General features: G+C 67.7%; 13 protein-coding genes. 3 read left to right on the top strand and 10 right to left on the bottom strand.

From position 1 onward, the window contains the following. Window positions 1–40 precede the first annotated feature (40 nt). Complete coding sequence (locus ACFWO8_RS00555) at window positions 41–1,195, top strand: cytochrome P450 (RefSeq protein WP_378940353.1); 1,155 nt, start codon at window positions 41–43, stop codon at window positions 1,193–1,195. A gap of 48 nt (window positions 1,196–1,243) precedes the next feature. Here the strand turns inward: ACFWO8_RS00555 and ACFWO8_RS00550 are convergent, their stop codons facing one another. The 7 genes from ACFWO8_RS00550 to ACFWO8_RS00520 form a co-directional block, all read right to left on the bottom strand. After that, window positions 1,244–1,963: a hypothetical protein gene (locus ACFWO8_RS00550; protein ID WP_378940351.1), complete on the bottom strand. Its 720-nt coding sequence runs from the start codon at window positions 1,961–1,963 to the stop codon at window positions 1,244–1,246. Between the two features lie 212 nt (window positions 1,964–2,175). Further along, on the bottom strand, window positions 2,176–3,573 hold the full coding sequence (locus tag ACFWO8_RS00545; RefSeq protein WP_378940349.1) for an FAD-binding protein: 1,398 nt from the start codon (window positions 3,571–3,573) through the stop codon (window positions 2,176–2,178). 52 nt (window positions 3,574–3,625) lie between these two features. Beyond that, window positions 3,626–4,267, bottom strand: coding sequence for an ABC transporter ATP-binding protein (locus ACFWO8_RS00540; protein WP_378940347.1), 642 nt, complete (start codon window positions 4,265–4,267; stop codon window positions 3,626–3,628). After that, on the bottom strand, window positions 4,267–5,196 hold the full coding sequence (locus ACFWO8_RS00535) for an ATP-binding cassette domain-containing protein (RefSeq protein ID WP_378940345.1): 930 nt from the start codon (window positions 5,194–5,196) through the stop codon (window positions 4,267–4,269). Before ACFWO8_RS00535 ends, ACFWO8_RS00540 begins: the two co-directional genes overlap by 1 nt. Window positions 5,197–5,329: 133 nt before the next feature. Then, window positions 5,330–6,247: an ABC transporter permease gene (locus tag ACFWO8_RS00530; RefSeq protein WP_378940343.1), complete on the bottom strand. Its 918-nt coding sequence runs from the start codon at window positions 6,245–6,247 to the stop codon at window positions 5,330–5,332. After that, window positions 6,240–7,232, bottom strand: a complete 993-nt coding sequence (locus tag ACFWO8_RS00525; RefSeq protein WP_378942970.1) for an ABC transporter permease — start codon at window positions 7,230–7,232, stop codon at window positions 6,240–6,242. Before ACFWO8_RS00525 ends, ACFWO8_RS00530 begins: the two co-directional genes overlap by 8 nt. After that, window positions 7,232–8,815, bottom strand: coding sequence for an ABC transporter substrate-binding protein (locus tag ACFWO8_RS00520; RefSeq protein ID WP_378940341.1), 1,584 nt, complete (start codon window positions 8,813–8,815; stop codon window positions 7,232–7,234). Before ACFWO8_RS00520 ends, ACFWO8_RS00525 begins: the two co-directional genes overlap by 1 nt. A 95-nt stretch (window positions 8,816–8,910) precedes the next feature. On the opposite strand from ACFWO8_RS00520, the gene ACFWO8_RS00515 reads away from it, so the two are divergent. Then, a complete protein-coding gene (locus tag ACFWO8_RS00515; RefSeq protein WP_378632642.1) occupies window positions 8,911–9,243 on the top strand; it encodes an ArsR/SmtB family transcription factor in 333 nt (110 codons plus the stop codon). Window positions 9,244–9,342: 99 nt separating this feature from the next. Here ACFWO8_RS00515 and ACFWO8_RS00510 read toward each other — a convergent pair whose 3' ends face one another. Together ACFWO8_RS00510 and ACFWO8_RS00505 are read right to left on the bottom strand one after the other, a co-directional pair. After that, entirely contained in the window at window positions 9,343–9,789 is a 447-nt protein-coding gene (locus ACFWO8_RS00510; RefSeq protein WP_378940339.1) for a hypothetical protein, read from the bottom strand. Window positions 9,790–9,862: 73 nt separating this feature from the next. Further along, window positions 9,863–10,321 (bottom strand): MarR family winged helix-turn-helix transcriptional regulator, encoded by a 459-nt coding sequence (locus ACFWO8_RS00505; protein ID WP_378940337.1) that lies wholly within the window; start codon window positions 10,319–10,321, stop codon window positions 9,863–9,865. A gap of 162 nt (window positions 10,322–10,483) precedes the next feature. Between ACFWO8_RS00505 and ACFWO8_RS00500 the strand changes: the two genes are divergently transcribed. Then, complete coding sequence (locus ACFWO8_RS00500; protein ID WP_378940334.1) at window positions 10,484–12,424, top strand: N-6 DNA methylase; 1,941 nt, start codon at window positions 10,484–10,486, stop codon at window positions 12,422–12,424. 59 nt (window positions 12,425–12,483) lie between these two features. On the opposite strand, the gene ACFWO8_RS00495 is transcribed toward ACFWO8_RS00500, so the two are convergent. Beyond that, entirely contained in the window at window positions 12,484–12,801 is a 318-nt protein-coding gene (locus tag ACFWO8_RS00495) for a hypothetical protein (protein ID WP_378940332.1), read from the bottom strand. Between the last annotated feature and the right edge of the window lie 137 nt (window positions 12,802–12,938).

The following is a 12,938-nucleotide window of genomic DNA, read 5'->3' as shown; positions in this document are numbered from 1 at the left end:
ACGCCATGAACTAACCCTACTCGCCGCAGGTCAGCCCTGGTTGCCTGGCTTATTGCTGCTTGGCCGGGTCGCGCGGCCGATCCGCAAGGTTCGCAAACTCGGCTGGTTCGTCGCCGATCCGCTGGTGGCCCGCCAGATCTATAACGACAGCACGCATTTCAGCATCGTGTCCGAGGGTGCGGCCGGGCACTGGTGGGCGCAGGTCATCGGCGACTGGGTCGAGGATCTGTTCGAAGGGCCGGGCCATACCGACCTGCGGTCCAAGGTGCGCGACCTGTTCACCCTCACCCACACCGATGCGCTGGTGGAGCGAGTGATCGGCCCCGACCTGCGCGACCTGCGCGAACGGCTCGCCGCAGGGGAGACCGTCGACATCGCCGCCCGTGCGCAGATCCTGGTCGGCCGCAGCGTCTCCGACCTGGTCGGCATGCGCCCCGAAGACATCGCCGCGGCCATCGGCGGCGACTACACCGACGACCACGACGCGCTGTTCCTGCGGCTGTTCCATCATGTCGAAGAGCTGGTCAACCTGGGTTTCGGCACCATGGCCTCGACGACACTCGACCCCGTCGCGCTGGCCCGCGCCCGTGCGCTGGCCACCCAGCTCGCCGTGAATGTTCCCGATGCGTACGCCCGCGCCGACCCCGACACCACTCTCGGCCGCTGCCGTGAACTGGGATTGGACGTGGAGCACGCGGGCGGCCTGGCGATCCTGATGGCCGTGGCGGGCACCGACACCCTCGCCAGCGCCATGACCAGAATGGTCGCGATCATGCACGACACCGGCGAGCATCGCGCCCTGCTCGCCGCTCCCGACCGGCTCCCCGACGCGGTCCGAGAGACCCTGCGCGTCACCAGCCCCGCCTACCTCGTCGGCCGCTCGGTCACGGCGGACGTCCGCATCGCCGACCGCGACCTACGCGCGGGCGAACACGTCAAAATCCTCACCTGGACCATCAACAACGCCGCGGGCGAGTTCCGCGTCGACCGCGACTACAACCCCGAAACCCGCCAGCTCTGGTTCGGCGGCGGCCGTCACCTGTGCCTCGGCGCGCAACTCGTCCACTCCGAACTCACCGCGCTTCTCGAAGCGCTGACCGCCGCCGGTCGCCCCTGGGAGATCGTCGAACGTCGGTACCGCCGAAAGGTTTTCATCCCCACCTATGAGAAGCTGCGCATCCGTCTCGCGCAGTGAACTCCACGAAGGCCCCATCCGGGTGGACGGGGCCTTCGCGACGATTACCTACTGGTTTTCCGGCGCGTTGATCCGGTTGTGGAAGCCGATGCCGATGGCGATCGCGGCGGGGACGCCGGTCAGCACCAGGCCCGCGGCCGCGCCGAGCGGGATGCCGACCGCGGCACCGGCGAGGCAGCCCGCGACGCCGGTGGCGCCACCGAGGGCGAGCACCGGGACGCCGAGGACCAGGCCGCCGACGCCGCCGATGGCGCAGCCGGCGAGGCCGCCGGTGAGGGTGCCGACGAGAGTGCCGATGGCGGTGATGATGCCGAACTGGGTGGCCGCGGCGCCGACCGCGTCATCGAAGGCGTCCTGGCGAACGACGTCCTTCAGCAGGGTGGACGGGCGGGCCGAGGCCACGTCGGTGCGCGGGGTCAGGGTGGCGCGGGTGCCGTCGATGGCGGCGTCGATCGGGTACTCGAGGTCGTCGAGTGTGTAGGCCAGCGGCAGGGCGACGACGATATTGCCCTGGTTGTCGCGCACCTGGAACTGGTTGTTCTCGGTGGTGAGCGAGCCCGCGTCGGTCTGCACGACGACCGCGTCGCCCTCGATGCCGGTCTTCCAGTTGATGCCGGGCAGCACCTGGTTCACACCCTGGTTCACGCCGTCGAGGAAGGCCGCGACGGGCGCGGGAGCAGGTGCCGGGGCAGCGTGCGACGTGCCGGTGGCAACGCCGAGTGCGGCAATGACAAGTGCGGAGGTTGCGGCGACCTTGCTGATGTTCATGAATGCAGTCTTTCCCTCAATGGCGATACTCCCTGGGGAGCGCAGGCCCTCGATCGAGCACCCATGATCAAGTGTCCAACTGTTTGTTGCTGAAATGTAACTTAGAAAGTCCTGAGAGTTCAAAACGGACAGTGACGTGCGTCATTCTCGATGAATTCGATTAGCTGTTAGGAACTTTCGCTCGAAATACACCCCTCGTGATCTGAAGCACATCAATATCGGAGTCCGGCGACCAGCCGCAATCGCCGTGAGAGGTCGGAGGCGAACACCCGCTCCGGGTCGATTCGATCCCTGACTCGGCGCCATTCGTCGAGCCGCGGGTACATCGTCGCGATCATCTCGGGCGTGGTCCGTGACTCCTTCGCGAGATACAAGCGCCCGCCCGCCGCCCGCACCCGTTCGTCGAGGTCGACGCAGAACCGGTCGAGCCCGCTGGTCAGTGCGAAGTCCAAGCTCAGCATGTATCCGGGATGCGGCCACGACAGCGGCGCCGGGTTGCTCGTCCCCATTCGCTTGAACACATTGAGGAACGAGTGGTGCCCCGACTCGGCGATGGCGCGCACCGTGTCGGCCAGCTGCTGCTCGGCCCCGAACGGCATCGAGAACTGATACTGCAGGAACCCCCGCTTGCCATATGCCCGATTCCATTCGCCGAGCAGATCGAGTGGGTGATAGAACTGCGTCAGATTCTGGATACGTCCGCGCGCCCGGCGAGGAAAAAGGCGATGGGCGGCCTCGGCGGCAACCCGGGTGGTGACCGAATTGACCATCCCGTTCGGAAAGATATCGGGCACCGTGAACAATTGCGGCGCATCGAAATTCAAGGGTTTGCTGCGCAGCCGCACCGGCAACTGATCGACGGTGGCCAGCGACCCGCGGCTGAACCCGGCCCGCCCGAGTTTCGCCCCGGTGGAAATGGTGTCCGGTACCGCCATCGAGTAGTCGTACCCGTCATCGGAACCACCGGTCAGCAATTCCATCGTTTCGTCGAGATCGCGGGTGCGGTCGTTGTCGACGATGAAATACGCGGTCTCGGTGTGCGTCAACCGGACTCGCGCGCTGACGATGATGCCGGTGAGCCCCATGCCGCCTACCGTCGCCCAGAACAGTTCCGCGTCGGCCCCTTCCGGTGTCAAGGCGCGCACCGATCCGTCGGCGGTGAGCAGGTCCATCGACACCACGTGATTGCCGAAGCTGCCCTGCGAATGATGGTTCTTCCCATGGATATCCGCGCCGATCGCCCCACCGACCGTCACCTGCCGGGTTCCCGGCAGCACCGGAATCCACAGCCCGAACGGCAGCGCGGCGCGCATGAGCGTGTCCAGGCTGACGCCCGCGTCGACCTCGACGATCCCGCTGTCGGGATCGATGCTGTGGATACGGTCCAGCGCGGTCATATCGACGACCAATCCGCCCGCGTTCTGCGCCGGATCGCCATAGCTACGCCCGAGCCCGCGCGCGATCACCCCGCGCGGCCCCGCGGTCCGCACCCGTTCGGCGATCACCGCGACGTCCGGCGTGCGCAGCACTTCGGCGACGCTCGGTGCGGTGCGGGCCCAACCGCTCAGGCTGCGGCAATTGCTGACTGGATTCCCGTGCGTGAATGTCACAGGGGCCCACGCTAAAACGGGTTCCTGTGCGCAGCCTGAGGTATTCGTGCGGTTATTGCGGAGATGCTCGCCGCGTGGTCAGTGTGCCCTCGTGCATCGTCGCGACGCGGGTGCAGGCGGCGTCGAGCAGGGGCTCGTCGTGGCTGATCAGCAGGACGCCGAGGCTGTGGGTGGCTCGGTCGATGACCAGGCGGATGATGGTGGCGGTGGTGGCGGCGTCGAGCATGGCGGTGGCTTCGTCGAGGATGAGATAGCGGGGGTTCTGGGCCAGGGCTCGGGCCAGGCAGGCGCGTTGGAGTTGGCCGTCGCTGAGGGCGTGCGGGCGGCGGTCGAGTAGGTCGGGGGTGAGGCCGACGGTGGTGGCCAGCGCCGCGAGATCGGGGACCGGCGTACGGCGGATGCGGGCGGGTTCGGCGATGATCTGCGCGACGGTGAAGTGGGGATTCGTTGCGGCACGGGGGGATTGGAAGACCATGGCGATGGTGCCGCGGGCTTGCCGGGGTGTCTGTCCGTCGACGGTGACCGTGCCGGAGGTGGGCCTCAGCAGCCCCGCCATCGTCCGGGCGAGTGTGGTTTTCCCGGAGCCCGAGTCGCCGGTGATCCCGACGATCTCTCCCGGGGCAACCCGCAGGTCGACCCCGCCGATGACGGGTTTGGAGCCGTAGCCCGCGGTGATGGAATCGGCGATCAGCATCAGGACCTCGGCCGGCGAATCATGCGCTGCCGCTGTGGAATCAACTGCGTCGGGCCGCCCGCGTAGGGGCAGATCTCGGACAGGTTCGTCAGCGTTCGCGGGGGATGGGGGAGCGGGTGCAGGCCCCGTTCGGGCAGGGCGGCGAGCAGGTCGCGTGTGTAGTCGTGCCACGGATCGTCGAGCACGTGCGCGCCGGGGCCGACTTCCATCAGGCGTGACGCGTACATGACGGCGACCGTGTCGGCGATGCCGGCGCGGATCAGATGCCCGAGATCGTGCGTGATCAGCAGGACCGCGGCACCACCATCGGCACACTCGCGCAGCAGTTTTCCGATCTGGTCGGTGCGTGCGCGATCGAGCCCGGAAGTGGGTTCGTCGGCGATGATCACCTCGGGGTCGCCTGCCAATGCCGCCGCCACGGCTGCCCGTTGGGCCATGCCGCCCGAGAGTTCGTGCGGATACAGCTCGAGCGCGGCGACGGACAGGCCGGCGCGCTCGACGAGGTCGGCGGGGGTGTGTGCGGTGCCGAGCGCGGTGATCGCTTCCCTGAGCTGGGATCCGACGGTCCGCACCGGGGTGAAGTAGGTACTCGGCGACTGCGGGACCAGGGCGATGTGGCGGCCGCGATACGGCGGGTGGTCGGCGAGGATCTCGATGGGTTCGGCCGTTGTGTGAGCCAGGCCCGCAGCACCGAGTTGTAGACGAACGGACCCGGTGGTGACGGCTTCGCTAGGCAGCACGCCCATTACCGCACTCGCGACAATCGACTTCCCGCAACCGGATTCGCCGACGAGCGCGGTGACCGCGCCTGCCGTGATGTCGAGGGACAAGTCGGTCACCGCATGCACCACATCGCCACGGCGCACCGGAATTCGCACGGTCAGCGCGTCGATGGACAGGCGGGTGCCCTGATGCCTCGCGCTGGTCACACGGCCTCCTCGGCCGTCGCGGCACGACACCGGAGGCCGGAGCCGAATCCCGGCAATAGTGAGTTTCGTGCTGCCTGACGCGGGAGCGCGGACCGGAAAGCGCGCCTCGTTCGGGGTGTTCGACGCTGTCGTTTCATCGCGGCATCCTCGAAGGTTTCGGCGGTGCCAGGAGCCCGCGCAGTGATGATCCCGCGACAGCGACCGCCACTGTCGTCAGCACCAGCAATCCCGCTGGGAACACCAGCGTCCACCACCCACCCAGCAGTAGCGAAGTGCGCGCCTCCTCCAGCAGGGTGCCCAGGCTCGGTTCGTGTGGCGGCAACCCGAACCCGAGGAACGACAACGTCGACTCGTGCCAAATCGCGTGGGGCAGAAGCAGAACCACCGCGATCAGCGCCTGCGGAGCGACCGCGGGCAGCAGATGCCGGATCAGCAGGTGAGTACGGCTCGCGCCCGCGAGCACCGCCGCCGACACGTACTCGCGCTCGCGCAGACTCAAACTCTCCGCGCGCACGATCCGCGCCACCTGTACCCAGTGTGTGAGCCCGATCGACAACACCACCGCCACCGCGTTCCCCCGGAACAGTGCCACGATCACGATCCCGAGCAGCAGGTGCGGCAGCGCGTTCGCGGTATCGGCGAAGCGCATGACCACCCGATCCACCCACCCGCCGGCCAGCGCGGACACGGCACCGACCAGCACCCCGATCACCGTCGACACTGCCGCCGCGCACGCGGCGACGATCAGCGAGGTCCGCAGTGCCGCCGCGATCCGCACGAACAGCGACCGCCCCGCCGAGTCGGTCCCGAACCACCACTGCCCCGACGGCGCCTGCCGCGCACTCGCGAAATCGGTCAGCCGATCGTCGACCCCGCCGACCCACGGCACGATCACCGCGTACAGCACCACCGCGACCAGCACCGATAGCGCGAGATACAGCCGTCGCTCGGCGGCCCCGCGTTTGCCGACGGACGAGACACCACCGCCAGGTAGATCCCGCCGCTGCTCAGGTGCTCCACGCTGCGTGAGAATCCGCCACCGCTCACCCATCGGCGCGCACCCGCGGATCGAGCAGCACCACCGCGACATCGGCGAGCAGCGACCCGAGCATCACCGCGCAGGTCGTGCCGACAGTGAGAACGGCCAGCAGCGCCATGTCCAGATCTTTCGCCGACCCGACGAACGCGCCCGCGATCCCCGGCCACGAGAAGATCTCCTCCACCAGCACCGCCCCGACCACGACCTCCGGTAGTCGCGCGCCGAGGATCGTCACGAACGGGGCCAGCGACGACGGCAGGATATGTCTGCGCGTGATGGTCGCGGTATCGATGCCGCGCGTGGCCGCCCCGACCACGAAATCCTCACCGCGATTGCCCGACACCGATTCCCGCACGGCCAGCAGTAACCACGGCACCTGCGAGACCGCCAACGCGGCGGCGGGCAGCACGAGATGTCGCACCACCTGCCCGAATCCGACCTCGGCCCCGGCATCGGTGAGCCCCGCGGGCGGTAACCAGCCGAGTCCGACCGCGAACAGGGCGATCGCGGCGAGCGAGACCACGAACGGCGGTAGCCCCTGCATCGCCACGCACGACGCGGTGACCAGCCGGTCGATCAACCCACCACGATGCATACCCGCCCAGACGCCCGCACCGAGCGCGACGACGATCGCCACGCTCATCGCGACGACGACCAGCAGCACCGTCCACGGAATCCGTTGGGCGAGCAGGGTGCTCACCGGCTGCGCGAACCCGCGCGAAATACCGAGATCGCCGCTGAACAGATCACCGATCCAGCGTCCGTACAGCTGGTACCACGATGCGTCGAGCCCGAGTTGATTCGTGAGCAGGAGCCGATCCGATGCGCTCGTCGTCTCATAGCGCGCGCCGAGATACCCGACCAGCGGATCGAACGGCGACACCGCCGCCGCGGCGAAAAGAGCGGCCGACACGGCGGCGAGCACCGGGATCAACGTCAGCAGGCGCCACCCGACCATCGCCCGCAGGCCGCGCCCGCGAAAGCGGCTGCGCGCCATCAACGGGTCCACGTCTGCAGCGACCACCACGGTCCCCAGGTGACACCGTGCGCGTGTGGCTCGAGTATCGGCCCCGACATCTTCCAGGAGGAATCCTTCACCACGTAGGTGTGATCGAGATGCACCAGGAACACGTGGCTCGGATCCTGGGCATACCGGCTCTGCACCTCCCGATACGCGGCGGCGCGCACGGTGGGATCGATACTGCGCCTGGCGGTTTCGAGCTGAGCGTCGATCGCGGGATCGGCGTGCCTGCTCGCATTGTCGTACGGGCTGCTCGCGCTCGGGTCGAGCAGTGGCGAGTGCAGGGTGTTGTAGGCCTGGGTGTCGGGATCGTAGGGCTCGCTACCGCCGCCGAGCAGAATTCCGGCGTGCGCGATGCGCGGCTCGATCCGATCCCAGGAGAGCGCTTCGAGATCGACCTCGATACCGACCCGTCGAGCATCGGAGGCGAAAGCCAGTGCGAGATCGCGGCGTACCGTGTCGGTCGAGTTGTACATCACGGTGAATCGCGCGCGCACACCATCTTTCGCGCGCACACCCTCGGCGCCGACCCGCCATCCCGCGGCATCGAGGATCTGCTCGGCGCGGGCTCGATCGAAGGCGAAAGAGACTGCTGGATTGTGGGATTCACCGTAGACGTCGGCGAAAGGTGTGTAGGCCGGGCGGCCGTAGCCACCGAGAATATTGTCGATCATCGCCCGGCGGTCCACCGCGTGGTTCAGTGCCAGCCGGATAGCGGAGTCCCCGGCGACGGGATCACTCTCGGGCATAGACACACCGCGCCAGTCGGCGGATAGGTTGGCCTGCACCGGCATTCGCTGCTCGAAGGTGGCGGCCAGCAAGGGCGGCAGCGACGTGCCGTCGAGTTCGCCCGCGGCCATCCGCTGCGCGCGGGTGTTGTCGTCGGGCACGTAGAGCACCGTCAGCTTCTTCACTGAAGGTGCACCACCCCAATAGCTTTCGTTCGCCTCGAAGATCGCCCGAGTCGGCTCGAGTGCGGTGAGCCGATAGGGGCCGGTGCCGATCGGCGCGGTATTGAGCGGCGATTCGGTCGCGGGTCCTGGCGTCGCGACGGCTTCCGACGGAACGATCCCGATCAGCAGTTTGGTCGGGAACGCGGCATAGGGATGACGCAAGGTGAAACGCACCGTCAGCGGATCGACAGCATCGACTCGCTCGATCATCGAAAACGACGACCGCACCTCCGAGGCCGATGCCGGATCCAGAATCGCCCGATAGGTCGCCACCACATCGGCGGCATCGAACGCCGACCCGTCACTGAACCGCACCCCGGTGCGCAGCGGTGCCGTCCACACGGTCGCGTCGGCGTCGGGCCTCGGCAGTTCCGTTGCCAGGGCCGGGGCGAAGCCGGGTACGCCGGTGCCGCCGGTCAGCCGCAGCAATCCGTCATAGACCTTGGCCTCGCCTGCCGCGCCATAACCGGCGACGGGGTTGTATCCGCCCAGTTCATAGGCATCGGCGAGCACGAGCGAGTCGGTGGACCCGCTGTCGGGAGCGCCGCACGATGTCAGCACGACCGCCAGCGTGGCCCCCAGAGCGAACAGCGGCCGAGTGCGCATCCATCATCCCAACTCGTGTTTATCTGTACAGATGAACAGATAATAGTCGCGGACGGTGCCGTGCTGTCCACTCGGCGATTAAGCTGGGCACCGCCATGGGAGAGCCACGCACACTGCACGGGTCGCCGGTCGAACTCGGCCGTCGCGCGATCGGCGATGTCGAGATCCGGGAATGGGCGCAACGCTTCGACCTGCTGTCAGATCCAGGGCGCCTGGAAATCCTGCTGTGCCTGCACCGCTCACCCGGCATCAGCGTCGGCGAACTGGCCGCCGCGGTCGGCCGCAACGAGAACGCGATCTCCCAGGCTCTGCGCGTGCTGCGCCACGAGGGCTGCGTCACCTCGAGCCGCGAAGGCCGATCGGTCACCAACCGGCTCACCGACCCGATCATCCACGAAATTCTCCACACCATCGGCGCCAAGCACTGACGTCGAAATTCCACCAAGCCGACCGCAATCTGCACACCGGTCAGAACCCCGCCTCGGCCGGCCCACTGGTCGCGGCGGTGCTCGACCTTCTGTAAGTGCTCACGTGGCGGATCCGGGACGGACGATCATGAGCACGACCACGGCCGTCCACAGCAGGTTGTAGATTCCCGCGAGCATCGACAGCACGCGCAGGCGCTTGCCGTCGTCGGGCTCGTCGAGGGCCTCGCGCTGCAGCGGCACGATCTGTACGGCGAGCAGCCCACCCGCCACGGCGGTGGTCACCATCGCCGTGGTGATCCAGATTTCGTTCATCCGGCCCTGGATCGTGGCCAGCACGATGCCGATCACCGGCACGATGATCGCGAGTTTCGCGTAGTTCCCGGTGATCCGGTGCATGGCGACCGCGACCGGCCTGCTGCGCACCGACTCTGGATCGGGCCCACCGGCGACCGGCGCGTACCGGGGAAAAAGACTGGTGGCGACCGCTGAGCCGCCGACGAAGACGATGCCCGCGAGCACATGCACGGACAACAAGACGTGTTCCAACTACCGACTCCCTCCGACCTTCAATGTGATTGAAGCCTAGCTCGAGCTTCAGTCATATTGAAGGTTGGATTCGTCACGCTTGTGGACGAGGTGGGAATTCTCCGGCGAACGCGTCGACGATCGCCGTGCCGACCCGTCGCAGAATCGGATCCGCCTCCGCCCCGAACAGCTGAGTGTCCACTCGCGCCACTGCCTTTCGCGCCTCCGCGAGCAACTCCGCCCCCGCCTCGGTCAATTCGATCGCCGACGCCGACCCCGCCCGCGCCGTCCGATCCTGCACCAACCCCGCCCCGACAAGGCCTTTCACCGCGGCATGCACACTCTGCACACTCGTCCCCGACATCCGCGCCAACTCACTGAACGAGGCCCCCGGCACCCCATTGATATGCCCGAGCAACCCCAGCCGAGCCACCGTCAAATCCAGCTCCCCCAACTCCACCCCCAACGCCGCCTCCACCCGCCGTGACATCGTGATCACCACAATGCTCGGGCTCATCGCCGGCGGTCCAGGACGCTCGTTCTCGGTGGTCACCGCCCCATTTTCCCGCACGAGACCGCAACGGCCGCACTCCGGGAGGAGGGTATTCGCAACAGGGAAGCGATGTATTCACTGTGGACATCGAAACCACGCACGCTGACGTGGGTTTATGTCAACGATGATGTGTAAGGTTCGACCTTGACCATAGGAGACCTCTTGTCAGACTCGACGCCCACCGTCGCCGCCGCCGAGATCTCCCGGCTGGCCGGCGTCACCCGCGCGACCGTGAGCAATTGGCGCCGCCGGCACGCCGACTTCCCCGCGCCGGTGCCGGGGGGCTCCGAATCGCGCCCGCTGTTCGACCTCGCCGAGGTGCAGCAGTGGTTGCGCGGACATGGGGTCACCGCGGCGGATTCGCCGGTGCAGCGCCTGCGTACCGTGCTGCGCTCCGAGGTCGCACCCGGGGATATCGCGGGGCTGATGGCGTTCGTGGCAGACCCCACGAGTGGTGCGAAGGATGCCGCGCACGAGGCGGTGCGTGCCGCGATCGGCGAAGTCGGCGTGCAGCAGACACTCGCCGTGCTGGCCGAACGTGGCCTCGACGGTCCGAGTACCGGCATCTACCCGACAGATCAACCTGTCGCCGCCTTGATGGCCGATGTACTCGCCGCGTCCGCGTCGCCCGGTCCGCACTCGGTGCTCGACCCGGCCTGTGGAGGCGGCACCCTGTTGCTCGAGGCCGCCCGGATCGGCGCCGACCGGCTGGCGGGTCAGGACATACTGCCTGTGCAGGCGAGCCGCACCGCCGCGCTGCTCAGCACCCTGGCTCCCCGGGCCGAAGCGGATATCCGCACGGGTGATGCCTTGCTCGCCGATGCGTTCACCGATGTCGAATTCGACGCGGTGCTATCGAATCCGCCCTATTCACAACGTGATTGGAGCGCCGACGAACTTGCGCTGGATCCGCGCTGGGTGTACTCGGTCCCCCCGCGCAGCGAATCCGAACTCGCCTGGGTGCAGCACGCCATCGCCCATCTACACCCCGGCGGCACCGCTGTTCTGCTGCTCCCGCCTGCTGTCGCGGCGAGGTCTTCGGGTCGCCGGATCAGAATGGAACTGTTGCGGGCGGGCGCATTACGTGCCGTGATCGCCCTGCCGCCCGGCGCGTCGACTCCGCGACAGGTAGGGCTGCAACTATGGGTACTCCGGCGTCCCGGCAAGGGGAATCCGACAGACACATTGTTGTTCGCCGACACGACCCGCTTACCCGATCATGGTGGAGACCAACCGGATTGGCAGGTCCTCGCCGAAACAGTCGTCAACGCGTGGCATGCCTTCGACAAGGGTGACGACGCGACCGTCCCCGATGTGACCGCCGTGGTCCGGGTCATGGACGTCCTCGACGACGACGTCGATCTCACGCCTGCCCGGCAGGTGCGCGCCGCCGTCGACCCCGACAGCGCCTCGGCTTCGGCCCGCGCCGCCATCGGTCAGCTCGGTGAGGACCTCACGCGACTGCATTCCACCGCTGATGCTGTCCGCGAATGGGATTCAGCACCGGGCACTGTGTGGCGGTATGTGGCGGTCGGCAACCTGATCGCGGGCAAAGCCGTGCGTATCGTCAGCGCCACGTCCGACGCCGTCGCCGACGGCGCCACTCAACGCCCGGTCCTCACCGGCCACGACCTTCTCGACAGCCGAGCCCCCTCCGGGCTCACCGCCCCCGGTGCGCCCGTCGGTGACCCGATCGAGGAGGGCGATGTCCTGGTCGCCCGCCTGCGCGACGACCACGGCGCCGCCCAGGGCACCCGCGTCGCCGAAGGCGCCGACATCGGTGCCGTCCCCGCCCCCGGTGTCCTCGTCTTTCGCACCGACCCCACCCGCATAGACCCCTGGTTCTTCGCCGGATTCATCGGCAGCCCCGACAACGCCGCCGCCATGTACGGCACGACCACCATCCGGCTGGACCCCGCCCGCCTCCGCATTCCCCTGCTCGCGCTCCCCGAGCAAAAGATCTACGGCGAAGCCTTCCGCCGCCTCCACCACCTGCGAGTAGCCGCCCACACCACTGCCACCGCCGCCCGCCGAGCCGCCGACCTCATCGCTACCGGCCTCACCGCAGGCGCCCTGGAACTCCACCCCGATCGAGTCGGGTGAACGGATTACCGTCCAACAGGGCGGCGGCATAACGACATTCGTGTGGCGACCAGCGTGACCTAAGCGGGAAGCGCGGGGAGGGTTCTCGCGTGGGTGATTTCCGGGGAGACCGTGATGATGTCGCACGCGGCGACGATGCGGTGGGGCAGGTCGGTGCCGAGGTGGGTGAGGCTGGGGGTGACGATCGCGGCGGTTTCGGTGGTGGTGACCACGTCGAGCAGGCGGCCGATCGGGTCGTCGGTGCGGTCACTGAAGACGACGGTCTTGGTGAAGCGGTAACCGAGGCGCTCGGCTAGGGAACGGATCTGCGTTTCGTCCCAGGACTGAGCGACACCTGAGATGTCGCGGCGCAGGTAACCGATCGCCGGTGGCTTCATGGGCATGACGGTACCGGCGGACCGTGTCGGGGTTGTGAACGCGAGCCGACGCGAGTCGAATTCGAAATCTGAACGAGATCTATTTCGGATTTGGATCCGCCGGGAACGAGGGCGTGATCTACTGCTCGCCACTCGGG

This window comes from Nocardia sp. NPDC058480 (genome assembly GCF_042720495.1).
GTDB lineage: Bacteria > Actinomycetota > Actinomycetes > Mycobacteriales > Mycobacteriaceae > Nocardia.
Note: the sequence above shows the minus strand (reverse complement) of the source record. Positions and strands in the feature narration are given on the sequence as shown.

What these genes read in the sequence shown, in the direction of transcription:
- ACFWO8_RS00515 (WP_378632642.1), top strand. Translation starts at nt 8,911, where the DNA reads ATGGGAGAGCCACGCACACTGCACGGGTCGCCGGTCGAACTCGGCCGT.
- ACFWO8_RS00495 (WP_378940332.1), bottom strand. Translation starts at nt 12,801, where the DNA reads ATGAAGCCACCGGCGATCGGTTACCTGCGCCGCGACATCTCAGGTGTC.
- ACFWO8_RS00525 (WP_378942970.1), bottom strand. Translation starts at nt 7,232, where the DNA reads ATGGCGCGCAGCCGCTTTCGCGGGCGCGGCCTGCGGGCGATGGTCGGG.
- ACFWO8_RS00520 (WP_378940341.1), bottom strand. Translation starts at nt 8,815, where the DNA reads ATGCGCACTCGGCCGCTGTTCGCTCTGGGGGCCACGCTGGCGGTCGTG.
- ACFWO8_RS00530 (WP_378940343.1), bottom strand. Translation starts at nt 6,247, where the DNA reads ATGGGTGAGCGGTGGCGGATTCTCACGCAGCGTGGAGCACCTGAGCAG.
- ACFWO8_RS00540 (WP_378940347.1), bottom strand. Translation starts at nt 4,267, where the DNA reads ATGCTGATCGCCGATTCCATCACCGCGGGCTACGGCTCCAAACCCGTC.
- ACFWO8_RS00550 (WP_378940351.1), bottom strand. Translation starts at nt 1,963, where the DNA reads ATGAACATCAGCAAGGTCGCCGCAACCTCCGCACTTGTCATTGCCGCA.